The 20,580-nt window shown below is 61.4% G+C and carries 14 protein-coding genes; 5 read left to right on the top strand and 9 right to left on the bottom strand.

What is annotated here, in order from left to right; all coding sequences use genetic code 11:
* Positions 1 to 16 precede the first annotated feature (16 nt).
* Both BK665_RS10435 and BK665_RS10430 read left to right on the top strand, forming a co-directional pair.
* On the top strand, positions 17 to 2,542 hold the full coding sequence (locus BK665_RS10435) for a PepSY domain-containing protein (RefSeq protein ID WP_123406312.1): 2,526 nt from the start codon (positions 17 to 19) through the stop codon (positions 2,540 to 2,542).
* A 234-nt stretch (positions 2,543 to 2,776) separates the two neighbouring features.
* Positions 2,777 to 3,142: an endonuclease domain-containing protein gene (locus BK665_RS10430; protein WP_123405189.1), complete on the top strand. Its 366-nt coding sequence runs from the start codon at positions 2,777 to 2,779 to the stop codon at positions 3,140 to 3,142.
* A gap of 247 nt (positions 3,143 to 3,389) precedes the next feature.
* Here BK665_RS10430 and BK665_RS10425 read toward each other — a convergent pair whose 3' ends face one another.
* The 4 genes from BK665_RS10425 to ptsP form a co-directional block, all read right to left on the bottom strand.
* On the bottom strand, positions 3,390 to 4,931 hold the full coding sequence (locus BK665_RS10425; RefSeq protein ID WP_123405187.1) for an alkaline phosphatase D family protein: 1,542 nt from the start codon (positions 4,929 to 4,931) through the stop codon (positions 3,390 to 3,392).
* Positions 4,932 to 5,122: 191 nt separating this feature from the next.
* Positions 5,123 to 6,862, bottom strand: coding sequence for a PTS fructose-like transporter subunit IIB (locus BK665_RS10420; RefSeq protein ID WP_123405185.1), 1,740 nt, complete (start codon positions 6,860 to 6,862; stop codon positions 5,123 to 5,125).
* Positions 6,863 to 6,873: 11 nt separating this feature from the next.
* A complete protein-coding gene (gene pfkB / locus BK665_RS10415; RefSeq protein ID WP_123405183.1) occupies positions 6,874 to 7,815 on the bottom strand; it encodes a 1-phosphofructokinase in 942 nt (313 codons plus the stop codon).
* Complete coding sequence (gene ptsP / locus BK665_RS10410; protein WP_123405181.1) at positions 7,815 to 10,676, bottom strand: phosphoenolpyruvate--protein phosphotransferase; 2,862 nt, start codon at positions 10,674 to 10,676, stop codon at positions 7,815 to 7,817. The genes pfkB and ptsP overlap by 1 nt, the downstream gene beginning before the upstream one ends.
* A gap of 290 nt (positions 10,677 to 10,966) precedes the next feature.
* On the opposite strand from ptsP, the gene cra reads away from it, so the two are divergent.
* Complete coding sequence (gene cra / locus BK665_RS10405; protein WP_123405179.1) at positions 10,967 to 11,962, top strand: catabolite repressor/activator; 996 nt, start codon at positions 10,967 to 10,969, stop codon at positions 11,960 to 11,962.
* Between the two features lie 3 nt (positions 11,963 to 11,965).
* A complete protein-coding gene (locus BK665_RS10400) occupies positions 11,966 to 12,742 on the top strand; it encodes a TatD family hydrolase (RefSeq protein ID WP_123405177.1) in 777 nt (258 codons plus the stop codon).
* Here the strand turns inward: BK665_RS10400 and BK665_RS10395 are convergent, their stop codons facing one another.
* The 5 genes from BK665_RS10395 to BK665_RS10370 all read right to left on the bottom strand — a co-directional run bounded on the left by BK665_RS10395 (position 12,743) and on the right by BK665_RS10370 (position 19,392).
* A complete protein-coding gene (locus BK665_RS10395; RefSeq protein WP_123405175.1) occupies positions 12,743 to 13,132 on the bottom strand; it encodes a hypothetical protein in 390 nt (129 codons plus the stop codon).
* Between the two features lie 258 nt (positions 13,133 to 13,390).
* Entirely contained in the window at positions 13,391 to 14,095 is a 705-nt protein-coding gene (locus BK665_RS35340; protein ID WP_375538931.1) for a methyl-accepting chemotaxis protein, read from the bottom strand.
* Positions 14,096 to 15,723: 1,628 nt separating this feature from the next.
* Positions 15,724 to 16,560: a regulatory signaling modulator protein AmpE gene (ampE, locus tag BK665_RS10380; RefSeq protein WP_123405171.1), complete on the bottom strand. Its 837-nt coding sequence runs from the start codon at positions 16,558 to 16,560 to the stop codon at positions 15,724 to 15,726.
* The gene (gene ampD, locus BK665_RS10375) at positions 16,557 to 17,117 is read right to left on the bottom strand and encodes a 1,6-anhydro-N-acetylmuramyl-L-alanine amidase AmpD (RefSeq protein WP_123405169.1); all 561 of its coding nucleotides are present in this window, start codon (positions 17,115 to 17,117) and stop codon (positions 16,557 to 16,559) included. The genes ampE and ampD overlap by 4 nt, the downstream gene beginning before the upstream one ends.
* A 64-nt stretch (positions 17,118 to 17,181) precedes the next feature.
* Positions 17,182 to 19,392, bottom strand: a complete 2,211-nt coding sequence (locus tag BK665_RS10370) for a DUF1631 domain-containing protein (protein WP_123405167.1) — start codon at positions 19,390 to 19,392, stop codon at positions 17,182 to 17,184.
* Positions 19,393 to 19,724: 332 nt separating this feature from the next.
* Between BK665_RS10370 and nadC the strand changes: the two genes are divergently transcribed.
* Positions 19,725 to 20,573, top strand: a complete 849-nt coding sequence (gene nadC, locus BK665_RS10365; RefSeq protein ID WP_123405165.1) for a carboxylating nicotinate-nucleotide diphosphorylase — start codon at positions 19,725 to 19,727, stop codon at positions 20,571 to 20,573.
* Positions 20,574 to 20,580 lie beyond the last annotated feature (7 nt).

Genomic DNA, 20,580 nt, shown 5'->3' with positions numbered 1-20,580 from the left:
GAACAAGGCGAGTGACGTGTTGAAGAAAACCCTGTTCCAGTTGCACTGGTTCTTTGGCATCAGCGCCGGGCTGGTCCTGGCCCTGATGGGCATTACCGGTGCGGCCTATTCGTTTCAGGACGAAATCCTGCGGGCGCTGAATCCGTCTGTGTTGCAGGTGGAGAAACAGGTCGCCGGTGTGCTGCCGCCCGCCGAACTGGTTGAACACATCGAAGCCGCCTCTGGCAAGAAAGTCTCGATGCTCTGGGTCGAGACCGACAGCGGCAACGCCGCCCGGGTGATCTTCACCCCGCCGCCGGGTGAACGTCGCGGCGAGATGCGTTACTTCGACCCCTACACTGCCGAGTTCCTGGGCGAGGCCACCGGCCAGGACTTCTTTGGCTTCATGTTGCAGTTGCACCGCTTCCTCGCGATGGGTGATACCGGGCGGCAGATCACCGGTGCGTGCACGCTGATCCTGGTGTTCTTCTGCCTGTCCGGCCTCTACCTGCGCTGGCCGCGCCAATGGAATAAATGGCGTGCCTGGCTCACTCTCGACTGGAAGAAAAAAGGCCGCAGCTTTAATTGGGATCTGCACTCGGTGGCCGGCACCTGGTGCATGCTGTTTTATCTGTTGGCCGCGCTGACCGGGTTGTCCTGGTCCTACGAGTGGTACAACAAGGGCCTGACTCAATTGCTCTCCGATGCGCCGCAAAACGAGCGGGTGCGCAACCGTGGCCCGGCGCCAAACGGTCCGGCGCCAACCGCCGATTACGCGGCGATGTGGAGCAGCATCTACAGCGCCGCCGGCCCGAACCTGTCCGCCTACAACATCCGCATGCCACCGCTGTCCGGCCAACCCGCCACGGTCTTTTACCTGTTGAACACCTCGCCCCATGATCGCGCACTCAACGAAATCAGCCTCGATCCGGCGACCGGCATCGTCAAACGCCATGACCGCTACAGCGACAAGAGCCTTAAGGCGCAATTGCTGACCAGTATTTATGCGCTGCACACGGGCAGCTACTTCGGCCTCGTCGGGCGGATCATCCTGACGATCACCGCGCTGACCATGCCGTTGTTTTTCATCACAGGCTGGTTGCTATACCTGGATCGTCGACGCAAGAAACGCCAGATCAAGGATGCGCGCAAAGGCCTGGTGCAACCGGGCCGTGATGTGCCGGCATGGCTGATTGGCTTCGCCAGCCAGAGCGGTTTTGCCGAGCAACTGGCGTGGCAAACCGCCGGGCAATTGCAGGCCGCCGGGTTGCCGGTGAAGGTGCAGCCGCTGGCCAATGTCAGCGAGCAGGATTTGCAGGATTCGGACAACGCGTTGTTCGTCGTCAGCACCTTCGGCGACGGCGAAGCGCCGGACAGCGCCCGGGGTTTCGAACGCAAAGTGCTGGGTCGGGCATTGAGCCTGGGCAGTTTGAATTACGCGGTGCTCGGCCTCGGTGATCGGCAGTACCAACACTTCTGCGGCTTCGCCCGGCGCTTGCACACCTGGCTCGGCGAACACGGCGGCAAGACGCTGTTCGCCCCGGTGGAGGTCGACAGCGGCGACCCTTACGCCTTGCGTCACTGGCAGCAACAACTCGGCCTGCTGACCGGACAGGCCCCCGTGGACACCTGGCAAGCGCCCAACTACGACAACTGGACCCTGGCCCGCCGCGAGCTGATGAACCCGGACAGCAGCGGTGCGCCGGTGTACATGATCGGCCTCACCGCCCCGAGCACCAGCAGTTGGTTGGCTGGGGATCTGGTGGAAGTCATGCCGCGCAATTGCCCATGGGCGATCGAGCATTTCCTCGATGGCCTGGGCATCGATGGGCGGGCCAGCGTTGAACTCGATGGCCTCTCGCAACCGCTGGACCAGGCGCTGGCCAGTCGGCAACTCCCCGAGAACCGCACGCATCTGGTCGGCCTGCATGCCCAGGCGCTGGTGCAGGCGTTGGTGCCGTTAGCGATGCGCGAATACTCCATCGCCTCGATTGCCGCCGATGGCGTACTGGAACTGATCGTACGTCAAGAACTGCACCCCGACGGCAGCCTCGGCATCGGCTCCGGTTGGCTGACCGAACATGCGCCGGTGGGCGGCAGCATCAGCCTGCGGGTGCGGCGCAACAGCGGTTTCCATCTGCCGGTGGAGCCGGTGCCGATGATCCTGCTGGGCAACGGCACCGGCCTCGCCGGGTTGCGCAGTTTGCTCAAGGCGCGGATCGCCGACGGCCAGCAGCGGCACTGGCTGGTGTTTGGCGAACGCAATCGCAAGCATGACTTCCTGTGTCGCGATGAGTTGGAAGGCTGGTTGATCGAGGGGGATCTGGAGCGTCTGGACCTGGCGTTCTCAAGGGACCAGGCCGAGAAAATATACGTCCAGGATCGCCTGCGCGAATCCGCCGTCGAGCTGAAGAAATGGCTGGCCGAAGGTGCCGTGATCTACATCTGCGGCAGCTTGCAGGGCATGGCGTCGGGGGTGGATCACGTACTCAACGAAATACTCGGCATCGAGGAAGTCGACCGCTTGATCGAACAGGGCCGCTACCGTCGCGACGTCTATTAAGGCCACCCCTCACCCCAGCCCTCTCCCCAATGGGGAGAGGGGGAAAGGGAGCCGATCTTCATGTTGTTCAAACCTGAGTTCGACTCGGTTTCTCAGGTCGATGTGTAGCGCAAGACACCTCGGTCGGCTCCCTCTACCCTCTGGGGAGAGGGCTGGGGTGAGGGGTCGATTTCAAGCCAAACCCATAATCCCCGACTACAGTAAAACTCCACCCCCTTCACAAGGACGTGAAGCATGCCGACCCGCCCCACACTCGACCAACGCCAGTTCGCCCGCCATTTACGCACCAATCAAACCGACTGCGAACTCCTGCTCTGGCAGAAACTACGCGCTCGACAAATCGCCAATCTGAAATTCCGCCGACAGTTTCCGTGCCCGCCGTATGTGCTGGATTTCTACTGTGCAGAGTTAAAGCTGGCGATAGAACTTGATGGAGGGCAGCACTATGAAACGGCGGGCAGGATTCATGATCAGCGCCGTACGCTTTACCTCCAGCAGTGTGGGATTGAGGTACTACGGTTTAGCAATTTGGAAGTCATTGAACAGATGAGTGATGTGTTGGAGCAGATCATCAGGATTGCTGCGAATCGGATGCCGTGATTCTGATCTGGAATCCACCCCTCACCCTAACCCTCTCCCCAAAGGGGCGAGGGAACTGACCGAGGTGTCTTGCGCTATACATCGACCTGAAAAACCGAGTCGAACTCAGGTATTGCAAACAACGAAAATCAGCTCAGTGATTTAAAGTCGAACTCAGAATTTGAACAGTATGAAGATCGGCTCCCTTTCCCCCTCTCCCCTTTGGGAAGAGGGCTGGGGTGAGGGGTGGATCTTGAAGCCATCCACATCAAACCGGCTGCAACTTCTGCTCAAACACACTCACCCCATCCAGATCCCGCAACACCACGCTCATTTCCCCTGTCTGCCCCTCAATATTCACTTCGCCAAAAAACTGAAACCCGGCAAACGGCGAGGTGTTCTGCGCCGGCGGTGCCTTCTCGAACACCACCCGCGGCCCGAAGGTTTTATCCAGCGGATTAGGCCCGAAGCTCCCGGCATTCAGCGGCCCGGCGACAAATTCCCAGAACGGTTCAAAATCCTGGAACGCCGCGCGATCCGGGTGATAGTGATGCGCCGCGCAGTAGTGCACATCCGCCGTCAGGAACACGAAATTGCGCACTTGCTGCGCCCGCAGGAAACCCAACAACTCGGCGATTTCCAGTTCACGACCCTGGGCCGGTCCCGGATCGCCATTGGCCACCGCTTCCCAGCGAGCGACGCCCGGGCTGACTTCACCGTCGGGCACGCCGAGGCCGATCGGCATGTCGGCGGCGATGACTTTCCACTGAGCCGTCGAGGCCTTCAACGAAGCCTTCAACCAGTCCAGTTGCTCACGTCCCAGGAACGGTTTTTCCCCGCCGAGGTTGTCGTCATTTGCCCCGCGATAACTGCGCATATCGAGCACGAACACATCAAGCATCGGCCCATAGCTCAGCTTGCGATAAATCCGCCCGCCGTTGTCAGCAGCTTGCAACCGCATCGGTGCGTATTCGAGCCAGGCCTGGCGCGCCCGGCCCACCAGGCTGTGGATATCTTTGCTCTTGTAGCGATCGTCCAGTTGCTTGCCCGGCGACCAGTTGTTCACCACTTCGTGGTCGTCCCACTGCCAGATTTGCGGCACTTGGGCGTTGAAGCGGCGGATGTTTTCGTCCATCAGGTTGTAGCGGTAATTGCCGCGATATTCATCGAGGGTTTCGGCGACTTTGCTCTTGGCTTCGCTGGTGATGTTGCGCCACACCCGACCGCTCTCGGTGGTCAGTTGCGCCGGCACCGGGCCGTCGGCGTAGATGGTGTCGCCGCTGTGGATAAAGAAGTCCGGCAGGCGCAGGCGCATGGCTTCGTAGATGCGCATGCCGCCGATGTCCGGGTTGATGCCAAAGCCCTGGCCGACGGTATCGCCGCTCCACACAAAACGGATGTCACGCCGGGCCGTCGGCACGCTGCGCAGGTGGCCGAACCAGGGCTCGCTGCTGGTGCCGTTCTGGGCGTCTTCGAAGTGCACGCGATAGAAAATCGCCTGGTCGGCAGGCAGGCCAGTGAGTTCGACCCGGGCGGTGAAATCGGTTCGGGCATCAGCCAAAGGTGAGACGAAACGGCGGGGATTGGTGAACAGGCTGCGGGTGTCCCATTCCACCACCATCCGCGCCGGACGGTCGCTGCGGCTCCAGACCATCACCCGGTCGCCCTGCAGGTCGCCGGACTGCACACCGTCGGTGAGTTGCGGCCGATCCTTGACCGAGGCGATCACCGCCGGGGCCAGGCCGGGCAGCAACAAACCGGCGCCGACGGCTTGCATCACACGCCGGCGACCGAGGTTGAATTCGCTCATGGTGTTCTCCCTGGAAAAGGGAAACTAAAGCATGTGCGCATGACGCCCGTGTGAAAACACAGTCCCTTGTAGGAGCGAGGCTTGCCCGCGAAGGCGTCATATCAGTCGACATCATCATTGACTGAACGGACGCTTTCGCGGGCAAGCCTCGCTCCTACAGGGTTGGGTGTCAGAGGGTATGAGGCTGGGTGTCAGGCGTTGACGGGCTCTACCGCCAGCTCCACCACTTCCGGCCGCTTCAACACCGCATACACCACCGCCGTCAGCAAACTCCCCGCGACAATCGCCAGCAAATACAGCAACGCATGGTTGATCGCATTCGGGATCAGCAGCACAAACAACCCACCGTGCGGCGCCATCAGCTTGCAGCCGAAATACATCGACAACGCACCGGTCAGCGCACCACCGGCAATGCTCGCCGGGATCACCCGCAACGGGTCTTTCGCGGCAAACGGAATCGCCCCTTCGGAGATAAAGCACAGCCCCAACACAAACGCCGCTTTACCGGCCTCGCGCTCGGTCTGGGCGAACTTGCGGCGAGCGATAAATGTGGCGATACCCAAGCCAATCGGCGGCACCATGCCGGCGGCCATGGTCGCGGCCATCGGCGCATAACTCTGGGACGCCAGCAGGCCCACGGAGAACGCATAAGCCGCCTTGTTGATCGGCCCGCCGAGGTCGACGCACATCATGCCGCCAAGCAACACACCGAGCAGGATGGCGTTGGTGGTGCCCATGCTGTCGAGGAAATGCGTGAGCGCTTCGAGCATCCCCGCCACTGGTTTGCCGACCACATAAATCATCACCAGCCCGGTGAACAGACTTGCCAGCAACGGGATGATCAGGATCGGTTTCAGCGCCTCAAGACTTTGCGGCAATCGCGCATAACGGTTGATTGCCTGGGCTGCGTAACCGGCGATGAAACCGGCAATGATCCCGCCGATAAAACCGGCGCCCAAGGTACTCGCCAGCAAACCACCAATCATCCCCGGCGCCAGGCCCGGACGGTCGGCGATGGAGTAGGCGATGTAACCCGCCAACAGCGGCACCATCAACTTGAACGCGGTTTCGCCGCCGATCTGCATCAGGGCTGCCGCCAGCGTGCCCGGCTCCTTGAACGCGGTGATGCCGAACACGAACGACAGCGCAATCATCAAACCGCCCGCCACCACCATCGGCAGCATGAACGACACCCCGGTCAGCAGGTGTTTATAGACGCCGGTTTTCTCTTGCTTGGCCGGCCCCTTCGCGCCGGACGCGGCGGTTTCCTGCTTGCCTTCGGCCAGGGCTTTGTTGAGCGTGGCTTCGGCCTGTTTCAAGGCAATGCCAGTGCCGCAACGGTAAATCTTCTTGCCGGCGAAACGCTCGGTGGCGACTTCGATATCGCAGGCCAGCAGCACCACGTCGGCATCGGCAATTGCCGCTGCGCTCAGGGGATTGCGCGCACCGACCGAGCCCTGGGTTTCCACTTGCAGGTCGTAGCCCAGACGCTTGGCCGCTTGCTGCAAGGCTTCGGCGGCCATGAAGGTGTGGGCGACGCCGGTCGGGCATGCGGTGATGGCGACCAGACGCGGTGCGTTTTTAGCGGCTGTTTCGGGTACGGCGATTGCTTCGTCGGCAACGTAAACCTCAGCCTCTTGCGCGCCACGGCGCAGCACCGCTTCAACGTCTTGCAGGGCCTGGGCCGGGGTGCTGCGGAACACTCGTTTGCCGACAAATCGCGACATATCCACAGGCGCGCTGGTCACCAGCAACACCCACTCGGCGGACTCAATGGTGGCCGCCGACAACTGACGTTCCGGGTGCGCCGCATCAACGACTTCGACGCAGGTGCTCCAACCCTGACGCTGGGCGGCTGCATCGAGCAGCCGAGCGCACAGCACACTGGTGACCATGCCGTTCGGGCAGGCCGTAACAATGGCTAACTTCATGACAACCCCTCTTATTGTTCTGTCAGGAGGCGCACGCGCACGCCCTGTTCGAGTTGCGTCAACTGCGCGGCATCATTGATGCCGAAACCGATTTGCGTGACCGCCATCGCGGCAATCGCCGTGGCGGTGCGCAGGGTCTGTTCGGGCGTGTCGGCGCTGAGCAAACCGTGAAGCATCCCCGCCAACAATGAATCGCCCGCACCCACTGTGCTGACCACGCTGACCCTCGGCGGCGTGGCATGCATCGCCGCGCCAACGCTGAACCAGTTCACGCCATCGGCACCGTGGGAAATCACCACGTGCTCGATGCCTTGGGCGTGCAAGCGGCTCGCCGCTTCGGCCTGTGCCGCCACCGACACCACGTCGCAATCGAGTGCATCGGCAAGTTCTTCGGTGTTGGGCTTGATCAGCCACGGACCGGCCGCCAGCCCCGCACGCAAGGCTTCGCCGCTGGTGTCCAGGGCCACGTTCAAGCCGAGGTTTTTCAAGCGCGCGATCAAGGCCTGCAACCACTGCGGACTGACACCGCGGGGCAAACTTCCGGCGACGACGACAGCGTCATGCCCCGGCGCGATCTGATCCAGTCGCTCCAGCAACGCCTGTTGCGCCGCCTCATTGACCTGCGGGCCCGGACCGTTGATGTCGGTGATGCGCCCGTTGCTTTCCGCCAGTTTGATGTTGCTGCGGGTCTCGCCCGGCACGCGAATGAACGCGTCGACAAAACCGCGTTTGGCAAACAAGGTTTCAAAGGCCTGAAGATTGTCTTCGCCGAGAAATCCACTGACGGTCAACTGATGACCGAGATCGGCCAGCACCTGCGCCACGTTCACGCCTTTGCCGGCGGCGTGGGTGTGCATCTCGTCGCTGCGGTTGACCTGACCGGGTGTCAGCACCGGCAATTGGACGGTGAGGTCCAGTGCCGGGTTGAGGGTCAGGGTTAGAATCTTGGCCATTACAGGGCCTCCACTAATGCGCGCACTTCATTGGCGCTGCCCACGGCCAGGGCCTGTTGGGCGAGAATTTTCGTCTGGGCCAGGCTGAGTTCGCGGATGCGCGCCTTGACCTCGGCGATGCTGCGACCGGAGACGCTGAGTTCATCGACACCGAGGCCGACCAGCACCGGCACCGCCAGCGGATCCGCCGCCAGTTCGCCGCACACGCCGACCCATTTGCCATGGGCATGGGCCGCACGCACGGTGATGTCGATCAGTTGCAGCACCGCCGGGTGCAGGCCGTCAGCCTGGGCCGATAGCGTCGGGTGACCACGGTCGATGGCCAGGGTGTATTGGGTCAGGTCGTTGGTGCCGACGCTGAAGAAATCCACTTCCTTGGCCAGCACCGGTGCGAGCAACGCTGCCGACGGCACTTCAATCATGATCCCCAGTTGCAAATCCGCCACCGGAATTTCCAGACGCAGACGTTCGGTCATGTCCCGGGCCTGACGCCATTCATCAACGCTGCCGACCATGGGAAACATGATGCGCAATGGGCGGTTGTCGGCGGCACGCAGCAAGGCGCGCAATTGCGCTTCCATGATCTGCGGACGTTGCAGGGTCAGGCGAATGCCGCGCACGCCGAGGAACGGGTTTTCTTCCTTGGCGATCGGCCAATAGGGCAGCGGTTTGTCGCCGCCAACGTCGAGGGTACGCACCACCAACGGACGACCGGCGAGGCCATCAAGGACCCGACGGTATTCGAATTCCTGGGTGGCTTCGTCCGGGGCTTGGGAGTGGGCCATAAAAATCAGTTCGGTGCGCAGCAGGCCAATGCCTTCGGCGCCCTGTTCTACCGCGCTGGTGACGCCGGAGCTCTCGCCAATATTGGCGAACACTTCCACGGCATGGCCGTCGGTGGTCAGTGCTGGTTGATGGCGTTGTTCGGCGGCGGCTTTGAGGCGCACTTCGCGGGTGTCCCGCTCTTCGGTGGCGCGCTGCAAAGTCGCGGCATCGGCGTCCACATGCAGGCGACCGCGCTGGCCATCGATCAGCAACGGCGTGCCCGGCGCCAGCAGCAACACGGCGGCACCGGCGCCGACCAACGCCGGAATACCCAAAGCGCGGGCAACGATGGCGCTGTGAGCGGTGGCGCCGCCACGGGCGGTGAGAATGCCCGCCACTCGCGCCGGATCAAGGCGCGCCACGTCGGACGGGCCAACTTCGTCCATGACCAGAATGTACGGTTGCTCCGGTTCGCTCGGGGTCTCGACGCCGCACAACTGCGCCAGCACCCGGCGGCCGATATCGCGCAAGTCGGCGGCGCGTTCGGCGAGCAACGCGTCCTGCAAGGATTCCTGTTGTTTGGCCGCCGCCTCAATCACCGCCATCCACGCCGCTTCGGCGCTTTCGCCTTGCTTGAGGCGGGTATCGACTTCATCGGTCAATTCCGGGTCGTCGAGCATTTCCTGGTGGGTGATGAAAATCTCGCGGATCGCCTTGGATTTGCTGCGCTCGATCAAGCCTTCGATGTCGCGACGCACATCGGTCAAGGCTTGCTTGAGGCGTTCGCGCTCGATGGCCGCAGACTCACCGCGCAGCGGGTAATCGATGGCTTGCAGCACTTGAATGTGTGCCGGGCCGATGGCGATGCCGGGCGCGGCGGCGATGGCCTGAACCAGGCTGCCGGATTTTGGTGCGAGCAGCACTTCAGCAATATCCGCCATCACTTCGCGCTGCTGATTCACCGCCGGCAACGGCTCGACTTCTTCACCGAGGCCTTCTTCGATGGCCGCCAGCAAGGCCGGCAAGGCATCGGCGGCGATGCTCGGTTCGGCGATGAATTCCAGCACCTGACCGCGACGGGCGCCAAGGCTCAGCAGTTTGCTCAGGCTTTTGACCGACACCGCGCTGTCCTGGCCGTCGACGATGCGCACGCGAATCTCGCCTTCAAAACTTTTCGCCAATTGCGCGAGGATCTTCGCCGGCCGCGCATGCAAACCGTGGGCATTGGCCAGGGCAATGCGCGCACTCGGCCAGTCAGCCGGCACTTCACCGCCCAGCACTTCGAGGACTTTACGGCTGCTGGTGGCGCGGCCCAATTCGTGGCCACGACCTTCAATCAGCAACGCGCAAAGACGTTCGAGCAAGGCCTGATGCGCCTCGCCGAGGCTGGCCAGGCAGAACAGACCGCTCAATGGCTGACCGAGGTAACGCATCGGTTTGTCCGGCGTGACGAAGGCTAGGCCCGGACGCTTGACGGTTTGCTCGCTGTGCAGCCACCACAGGCCATCGCCCAGGGGCAGCGCTTCAACTTGTTGCAGCACGGCGGAGAAACCATTGCTCACGCAATCGGCCTGGCGCAACAGACGCGCACCGCGCCAGACCAGTTCTTCGAAATCATCAGCGGAGACGCCGAGACCGATCATCTGCGCATCCAGCGCCAGTTCTTGCGGCGCGCCTTGCAGCAGTTTCAACAGCGCTTCGGCGGAACTGGCGCGACGCAGGGCCTGACCCAGATCGGTTTCACCGAGGGCGCGGGTCAGCAGTTGCAGCAAGCGCAGGTGTTCATCGGATTTGGCGGCGATGCCGATGGCCAGGTAGACGATCTGGCCGTCGCCCCAATCCACACCTTCGGGAAATTGCATCAGGCGCACGCCGGTGGAAAACACCTGGTCGCGGGTTTCCGGCGTACCGTGGGGGATGGCAATACCTTGACCGAGAAAGGTCGAGCCCTGGGCTTCCCGCGCCTGCAAACCGGCGAGGTAGCCTTCTGCGACCAGCCCATCGGCAACCAGATGCTGGGCCAGCAGGTGCAACGCGGCTGACTTATCCACAGCCGACTGGCCCATGGATATCTGCTCTATGGTGAGCTCGAGCATGCTTTCTCCTTTTTGGCGTCTTGGGACACCAGGTATTGTTTTGAATGATTCAGCTTAGGCGCTTCGTGATCACATTTGGCGGTTTCGCGGCAGAACCGGCCAATGCGACCTATAACGCAGAAAATACGCTTGCTGAAACGTTTAATCTAGAATGATTGGCACGTTACTCGATAATGTCCCATCCTTGAAGTCCAACTTGTCGGATGCGTTGAGACAATGGTCGCCCGCCCGAATCGGGTAGGATTGGCGAAAATGTCGGGGCAAGCTCGAAAAAACAAGGAAATCCCGAGTTGAAACTCAGTGATATCGCACAGTTGGCCGGTGTGTCCGTTACCACCGCCAGTTATGTCATCAATGGCAAGGCCGCACAGCAACGCATCAGCGCCGCGACTGTGGAGCGTGTTCGCGCCGTGGTCGAGCAGCATGGCTTTACGCCCAATCCCCAGGCCGCCGGGCTGCGCAGTCGGCATACCCGCACCTTGGGCTTCATCCTGCCGGACCTGGAAAACCCCAGTTACGCACGGATCGCCAAGCTTTTGGAGCAAGGCGCCCGGGCGCGGGGCTATCAACTGCTGATCGCCAGTTCCGACGATGCGCCGGACAGCGAACGGCAATTGCTCAAACTATTCCGCGCCCGGCGCTGCGATGCCTTGATTGTCGCCAGTTGCCTGCCGGCCGGTGACGACAGCTATCGGCAGTTGCAGGCCAAAGGCATTCCGATCATCGCCATCGACCGGGTCATGGAGCCCGAGCATTTCTGCTCGGTCATCAGCGACGACCGCGAGGCCAGCCTGCAGTTGACCCGCAGCCTGCTCGAACCACTGCCCAAGCAGATCGCCCTGATCGGCGCCCGCCCGGAGCTGAGCATCAGCCAGGAACGTACCGCAGGTTTCAAAGAAGCGCTGACCGGGTTCAAAGGCGAAATCCTGATTGAACAAGGCGAGTCCTTCAGCCGCGAGTGCGGCAAGCAGTTGATGGAAGAACTACTACAACGCCTGGGGCATTTGCCGGATGCGCTGGTCACAACTTCCTACGTACTGCTGCAAGGGGTGTTCGATGCGTTGCACGACTTCCCGTTGAAAACCCGACCGCTGCGCCTCGGCACCTTCGGCGACACGCAGTTGCTGGACTTCCTGCCGTTGCCGGTCAATGCCATGGCCCAACAGCATCAGTTGATCGCCGACAAAGCCCTGGAACTGGCCCTGGCCGCGATTGAACAGTCGGACTACCAGCCCGGCGTACAGGCCATCGCGCGGACCTTCAAGCAGCGCATTCTGCAGGACTGAAAAGTGGAGCTGATCGACAGCCACACGCACCTGGACTTTCCGGACTTCGACGCCGATCGCCCGGCGTTGCTGGCCGAAAGCCGCGCCCTGGGGGTGCGGCGGATGGTGGTGCTGGGGGTTTATCACGATAACTGGCAGCGGGTCTGGGATTTGGTTTTGAGTGATCCCGACCTGCATGCGGCATTCGGCTTGCACCCGGTGTATCTGGACGACCATCGCCCCGAAGACCTGACGGCACTCGGCGACTGGCTGACGCGGTTGGCCGGCCATCGGCAGTTGTGCGCGGTGGGCGAAATTGGCCTGGATTACTTCATTGAAACCCTTGATCGCGAGCGCCAGCAGGCGTTGTTCGATGCACAGTTGCAACTGGCGGCGGATTTCAATCTACCGGCGTTGATCCATGTGCGCCGCAGCCATGCGGCGGTGATTGCCACGCTCAAGCGCTTTCGCTTGCAACGCGCCGGAATCATCCACGCCTTCGCCGGCAGTAAAGAAGAGGCGCGGGAATACATCAAGCTCGGTTTCAAACTCGGCCTTGGCGGTGCCGCGACCTGGCCTCAAGCCCTGCGTATGCATCGGGTGCTGGCCGAGTTGCCGCTGGATTCAGTGGTACTGGAAACAGACGCCCCGGACATGGCGCCCGCCATGTTCCCCGGCCAACGCAACAGTCCGGCACACTTGCCGGCGATCTGCTCGGCGCTGGCGACCATTATGGCGATCAGCCCCGAACAACTGGCCACCGTCAGCACAGCCAATGCGTGCGAGTTGTTCAACTGGTAATCAGTCGACGTGGGCCTTGGCAGCTTCCAGCGTCAGGGTGATGTGCTGTCGATGCAGGGCAAAACGGACAACGGCGAAGTAGACGAAAATCGCCAGCAGCGAGAAATTCAGCTGTTCCACAACGCTGAGCAACCCGACCCACTCCAGAACCAACGCGACCAGCAGCGCGGTGAAAACCATGACCAGCATGCTCGCCCGCAGCCAGGCCAGGGAGTCGAGGGACTTGAAGCGCTTGATCTGTTTTGGATCGCGCAGTTGGAGGGCTTTCTCACAGTGGGAGCAGGTGAACGACTCGTTTATGGCGATGGCGTTGAGTTGCCAGGGCTCAAGCAGCAGTGTGCGCTGGCAATGGGCGCAACGGCCCAGGATTCCAAGCGTGGCAGCAGACATAACCGGGCTTCCTCAGGGCAGGTTAGAGAAATGGATCTTCCTCTATTGAAGACCAAAAACCAGCGCCCGAAGGAAATCAGGAAAAACCGCACTGACAAAGGAAACAAGTACTACAGATTGTGCGCACTCAAACTGAAATACATTCCCCTGTGGGAGCGGGCTTGCTCGCGAAGGCGGTGTCTCAGATGACATCAATGGCGCCTGACACACCGCCTTCGCGAGCAAGCCCGCTCCCACATTTTGATTCGCGCTCTGCCCTTAGACCCGAAACGCGCTAATCAACTGTTTCAACTCCACCACCTGCGCCGACAACGCCCGGCTGGCATTTTCAGTCTGGTGCGCGCCTTCGGCCGTGCGTTCGCCGGCACGATTGATTTCGACGATGTTCTGGTCGATGTCGTGGGCCACGGCGGTTTGTTGTTCCACGGCGGCGGCGATCTGCTGGTTCTGGTCGACGATCATTCCCACAGCGCCGAGGATATTTTCCAGGGCCTGCTGGACCTTTTCCGACTGCCCCACCGTGCCGTTGGCCATTTGATGGCTGACGCCCATGGCTTTCACTGCCGCGCCTACCCCGCTGTGGAGTTTGGCGATCATCTGCTCGATTTCTTCGGTGGATTGCTGGGTACGCTTGGCCAAGGTGCGAACCTCGTCCGCCACCACCGCAAAACCACGGCCCTGCTCCCCCGCCCGCGCCGCTTCGATGGCCGCATTGAGCGCCAGCAGGTTGGTCTGTTCGGCGATGCTCTTGATCACGTCCAGCACGCGGCTGATGGACTGGCTGTCGCTGGCCAATTGATTGATCACCAGCACCGACTGATCAATTTCCCCCGCCAGTGCGGCGATGCTGCCCTGCTGGGACTCCACCAACCCGCGCCCGCTAAGGGTTTCCTCGTTGACGCTGTGGGCGCTGCTAACCGCCGCGGCGGCACTGCGCGCCACTTCCAGGGAGGTGGCGGACATCTGGTTCATGGCGGTGGCGACCTGTTCGATCTGACTGCGCTGCCCGGCCACGGCCTGGTTGCTCTGGGCAGACACGTTCTCCACTTGCCCGGCCTGGCGCTCGACTTCACCGACGGTCTGGCCGACCCGCTCGATCAAGTCATGGATCTTCTTCACGGTGCCATTGAACACCTCGCCCAATTCACCCAACTCATCGCGGCTGTTGGCGCTGAAGGTCACGGTCATGTCGCCGGCCGCCACTTTATCCATCATCGCGCCCAAGCGCTTGAGGGTGGTGCGGGTCGAGGCGTAGAAGCCGCCGTAGAGGTAGAAAATCAACACAAACACCACCGACAACGCCACGGCTTGCAGAACCATGTGCGTGCGGTTCTGCTCCAGCCGCTGCTGCAACTGGGTGCCGAGAAATGTCAGGGTGGCTTCATTGAGCTGGTAGGTCTGGTCCATCAGGCCGGTGACCTGATCGTAAAAGGCCTGCCACGGCGCATCGAGGGTGTCGGCCATCACCACTTGCTCTTCGAACAGTTCGCTGGCCTTTTTCAGCGAAGCCTTGCTGCTTTCGGCCTGACTGGCCAAGGTTTCGTTCGCGGCTTTGCTGGAGCCCAACGCGTCGTGCAACTTCAAACCGTATTCGGCCTGAAGCTTTTCGATCTGTGCCAGCAACTCGTCGAAGCGCGTACTCGATGCCGAATTGAGAAAGCCCTGCCCCAGGGACAGCGAACCCATGGCCCGGCCTTCGCCGAGAATCTGCGTAACCGGCGGGGTGACGTTGGTGATCAGTTCGCTGAGCTGGCGCATATCGCTTTGGTTGTCGCGACTCAGACCGGCCTGGCTGCTGATGATCTGGCTGAAAATCTGCGCATTGCCGAGTAATTTGCCGATCAGCGCACTTTTGCTTTGCAGGGAATTTTCCGCCTGCTGGGCCTTGAACGCGGCGATCATTTCATCGCGCTTGCCATCGAAAAGCTTGATCTGCTCCGGATCGCTGCTCATCGCCGCCAGCCCTTGCAAGCGGGCCAGGACACTTTGCTCCAGCGCGCTGATCTTCGTCTCGACATTACCCGCCTTGCCGGACTGGCCGAGGGTGACGTTGATCTGCACCAGGTTGTTGAGGGTTTCCAGATCCCGGCGCAGGGTCAGGCTGCTGCCCAGCAGGTCGAGGCTTTGCAATTCGATTCGGGTGCCCTGGAATTCACGATAGGAATCGCGCACCAGGTAGAAGTTGGTCACCAGCATCGGCACCAGGAACAGCACGCTGATCAGGCTGAACTTCATGCCGAAGCTCAGGCGATTCATCAGCGCGACAGCGGGATAGAGCAAGCTCTTCACTGTGAAGTCTCCCTTGGATTTCTTATTTTTATTGGCAGGCGCGCAGAGACAGCAGATAGCCACTATTGGGCGCTATCTCTGTATAGCTCAAATCGGAGGGAGGTTTTGTAACTTAAGGTTAACGGCAGGATGCGCAGTTTCGTAGCCACGCGTTCGACTTTGTAGCAGCTGGCGAAGCCTGCGTTCGGCTGCGCAGCAGTCGTAAATCCTGCGTTTGCGGTGGGACTGACACACCGTGGTGCTTGAATTTGCGACTGCTTCGCAGCCGAACGCAGGCTTCGCCAGCTGCTACAGGGCCGGTGTCAGGGCAGGACAGTCCACAACGCAAACCCGGCATACCAAAGCACCGCCGCCCGCAGCAGCAGTTCCCAGATGCGGTCCAGACTGTTGATGCCATCCGGCCCCACCACTGGCGCCGGAATCTCACCCGCCACCAGCCCGACCTTTTCGATCAACTGCGCGGCCGTGATGTTCCAGTTCAGCAGCTCATGCAGCATCACCCGACCGACCGCGACAAAGTTGCCGACCAGGGCAAAACTCGCCGCCAGCAAGCGCACCGGCACCCAATCGAAAGCGTGGCGCAGTTGTGCCGCGCGCTCGACCACCGCCGGGTTCTGCCCATGCTCTTCGGCCAGTGCGAGCAAGCGATAGCTCAGCGCCGCCACCGGCCCCAGCAGGAAATACCAGAAAATCACCGCGAAGAAGCTCTGGTAGGCCTGCCACAACAGATGGGCCTGCACGCGTTCCAGAAGTTGCTCGCCACTTTCGGCGCAAATGTTCAGATCGCGATTGGCCACGTGGGCAGCAGCTTGCAGGTCTTCCCGGCGCCAGGCATCGCGAAACGGCCCGAGCTCGCCCAACAGATCACCGCGCCCCAGGCTGTAAATCACCACCAACAGGTGCACCGGCAGCGCGAGCAAGCCATAGGCCACGGGTTCCAGCACTACCAGGAGCAAACCAAGCAACGCCACCGGCAACAACACCAAAATCAGCAACACCAGCCACGGCTGGTCTTTCAGGCGAGGGCTGGCTTCAAGCTTGTGCAGCTCGCGCACCCAACCACCATCACGTTGAACCCGATGGCGCAGGGCCGAGAACTTCTCGATCCAGACAGCCAACAGCAACACCAGAAAACTCATTGTTGTTCCTCTTTAGCCAAAGCGGCGCGATAGCGTGCCCAGTCGAACTTCGGCCCCGGATCGGTCTTGCGTCCAGGAGCGATGTCGCTGTGCCCGCAAATGCGCTGTGCGGTAATGCCGGTGAACCTGCTTTGCAGCTGTCGGGTCAGGGCGATCAAGGCCTGATATTGCGCGTCAGTGAACGGCAGATCATCCGTGCCCTCGAGTTCGATGCCCACGGAAAAATCATTGCAGACTTCCCGCCCCTCGAAACTCGAGACGCCGGCATGCCAGGCACGCTCAAGACAGGAGACAAACTGAGTGACGGTGCCGTCACGCTCGATCAGAAAATGCGCAGACACCCGCAGGTCGGCGATCCCTTCAAAGTAGGGATGCTCCGTGACATCCAGGCGATTCTGGAAAAATTCCTGCACCTTGCCGGTGGCGAACTGAGCCGGTGGCAGGCTGATGTTGTGGATCACCAGCAGGGAGATTTCATCTGAGGGGCGCGCATTGAAGTTGGGCGAGGGGCATATATTCACGCCCTGGCACCAACCGCTCGCGGGGTCCAACTGCATACAGGTTCCTTCAACGACGACCGTGTTGGCGACCAGTATGCCGCGATAGACCCTCGGCGCGCGATCACTTGGCGTGATTGAGACGCCGCAAGTTGCCGATCACCGATTCCAGGGCACGATCAAACAGCAACGTATCGTCCAGCGTACGTACCGCGCCCCGGCGGAATTCCAGGGCCAGGCCAGTGCGGCTGCGCTCCAGTACTTTCATGCCGGTACGGTTGACGAAGATGTATTTGCCGGTGGCTTCGATGATCGCCGCCAGCTTGCAGCGCAGGGTGTTTTCTTCATCTTCCTGAAATTCCACCCAGCAACCCAGGGACAGTTGATCGACCTGGAGCAGGCCCACATCATCCGCCGGCAACCGCACCGAGGCCGTCTCCACCGGGCCTTCATCGGCATTGCGCAGGACAATTTCCTCGACCACTTCGACCATCACCGGCGCATCGCTCAAAGGCGCCAGCGCCGGGGTTGGCCGCTCGAATAACTGAACGTGCAAGGCTTCCAGTTCAGCGAAAAACTCGCTGGTGGCGAACGGATCGAACGCGGAGCTGCTCAGGCCATCGCGCAGGGACTTGAGCAACCCCGGCACCAGCGACAGCAGGCGCAGACTCGCATCGGCTTCGTCGTGGCGCTGCACGCTCCAGATCAATTGCGCCATGGTCTGCACGTCGGCATGCCATTCGGCGGACTGATCGCCGTGCTTGAGACATGTCAGCAACAGCACTTTGCTCCAGGCATCCTGGACGAACGCCACCATCCCTTGAGGCAGCAGCTTGCCGAGCAAAGCCTCGTTCAGCGCCTGCTCGACCCGCTGCCGCGCCAGTTCGGTCTTGGCCCGGCCTTCTTCGGCATCCCGGGTGCGCTGCTCCAGCAGGTCGCTACGGCGCCGCTCGTCACTGGTGAACGCGAGAAAGTCTGCCAGCAACTCGGAGAAAATCGCCGGGTCATCGACAAAATCGTTCAACAGCCGCTGCACCACTTGTTCGATGCGCAGGTACAGCGTGTCGCGTGCGTGGTCATCGCACTCGCCCCAGCCCATGGCCGCGGCGGCGATTTCGTTGAGCAGGCGCCGCGCCGGATGGCTGCTGCGGCTGAAGAAGCTCTTGTCGAGCACGGCGATTTTCAGCATCGGAATCTGCAAACGCCCGATCAGCGCCTTGAGGGAATCCGGCAGGTTGCGGTCATCGAGGATGCATTCGAAGAGCATGGCGATCAGGTTGATCACGTCTTCGTCTGCCACGCCAACGACCCGCGACTTGCCGCTCTTGACGCTGACCCGGGTCAGCAGTTGTTCGAGCTGGTTGCGCAGGTCGAAGTCCTCCTGAGTCGCCAGGGCCGGCACGTACTGCTGCAAGTGTGAAAGCAGGCGCAGCAGGTCGCGGGTGGAAATCGGCTGGGTCGGGGTGCTGGCTTCAAGGGTTGGCGCAACGCTGCCACGCACGTGAAACAGCAGTTCCTGCAACGCGGCGAAAACCTCTTGCACGCTGTCATCAATTGGCGTGTTGCCGGGCCGGAGCGTCGTTTCGACGGGTTCGGCATGGGCACTGGCGGCCGCACGATCTGCGGCACGCCGGCTCGGGGCCGGCTTGAGTTCGGGCAGCACGCCAGTGGCGATCAACAGTTGATTGGCTTCGCTGTAGAGCTGATCGGCGCTGCTGAGCACGTAGCGCTCGAACAACTTGAGAATGATCAGCTTGACCTTGATCTCCACGCCCAGGTTGCGCCCGGCCTGAAGGAAATACTCACACAGCATCGCCGGGCCCAGCGGGTTGTGCTGTTCGAACAGTTCCTTGCCTAACAGCACGCTGAGCCGGGTGGTCAGTTGGTCGAGGGCGAAACCTTCGCGGTTCAGCACCTTGCTGACCATGGCCTCCACCGCCACGTTGCGCTCCAGGTCGTCCTGGGGCAGCGCCTGGCTGGTATCAAAGGCAAAGGCCTGGGGTAAGGCGGACTGCGTGACGTCGTACTGGGTGAGGCTGATGAACGCCTCGAAGAATTGCTCAAGAAAGCCGCGCTCAATACTTTTGCGCTTGAGGCGCAGGTCGCGCATGGCTTCGAAAAAGATGTTTTGCTCGACGTCGTTACGGGCGCGGTCGGCCATTTCGAACAGGGTGTCGTCGGCGTTATCGAACAGTTCCTGCAAACCATGGCGCAGCTGTTGCGCGGCTTTGTCGCGAACCTGAAGCAGAATCACAGGCAGGCGGGCGAGCGGCGAGTGGGTCGCCTGGTCGGTAGCCGCCTTGTGCAAAGGCACTACATTCCCGTCGTTGTGCATCCAAGCCTCCTGAAACGGTGATGCTTCGGTTCGGTAAGAAAAATCGACTGCGCCCGCTGCACACTTGTTGTCGTTCAATGATCGGGAAGCCAAAGGGACGTCAAAGCTATGACGTCAAATGCAAGGCGGATTATCTGCAAAACTCGCCGCTTGTGCCAGCAGACTCTGTGCCTTACATGGAAATAGACGTACAGGACAGACCCACGCTTAGCCGCAAATGCTCACGCCAATCGACCAAATGCAGGTTTCAGAGCGATACGGGCGCCTGGCATGCCTTGGGTTGGTCCGCGCCATGGCCCTATAATCGAGGCACTTTGTTTGTGGAGTCCGTTATGCCGAATCTACGTCTCGCCGATTTGACCGCCGAAATCGAAGCCAACGTGCGCCGTGCGTTGCTCGAAGACATCGGCAGCGGCGACATCACCGCGCAGTTGATCCCGGCCGAACGCCTGGCCAAAGCCACTATCATCACCCGCGACGCGGCCGTCATTGCCGGCACCGCGTGGGTCGATGCCGTCTTTCGGCAGCTGGACCCACGGGTGGCGGTGCATTGGCAAGTGCGCGATGGCGAACGGGTGAAACCCAATCAGGCGCTGTTTCATCTGGAAGGCCCGGCACGCTCGCTGCTGAGCGGTGAGCGCTGTGCATTGAATTTCCTGCAACTGCTTTCCGGCGTCGCGACTCGCGCGCAGTTCCTGGCGGATTTCGTCGCCGAGACTCAGGTCAAGCTGCTGGACACCCGCAAGACACTGCCGGGGCTGCGCCTGGCGCAAAAGTACGCCGTGACCTGCGGCGGCTGCCATAACCACCGCATCGGCCTGTATGACGCCTTCCTGATCAAGGAAAACCATATCGCGGCCTGTGGCGGCATCCCCGAAGCGATCAAGGCTGCGCACAAGATTGCCCCGGGCAAGCCGGTGGAAATCGAAGTGGAAAGCCTGGATGAACTGAAGGAAGCCTTGGCGGCCGGCGCCGACATCATCATGCTCGACGAACTGAGCCTGGATGACATGCGCGAAGCCGTGCGCCTGAACGGCGGCAAGGCAAAACTGGAGGCCAGCGGCGGGATCAACGAAAGCACGTTGCTGCCGATTGCCGAAACCGGGGTGGATTACATCTCGATTGGTGCGATGACCAAGGATGTGAAGGCCGTGGACCTGTCGATGCGGCTCAGCCTCTGATTAAACA

Source organism: Pseudomonas frederiksbergensis (genome assembly GCF_003732665.1).
GTDB classification, from domain to species: Bacteria; Pseudomonadota; Gammaproteobacteria; order Pseudomonadales; family Pseudomonadaceae; genus Aquipseudomonas; species Aquipseudomonas frederiksbergensis_G.
This window is presented reverse-complemented; position numbering and strand designations above follow the sequence as displayed.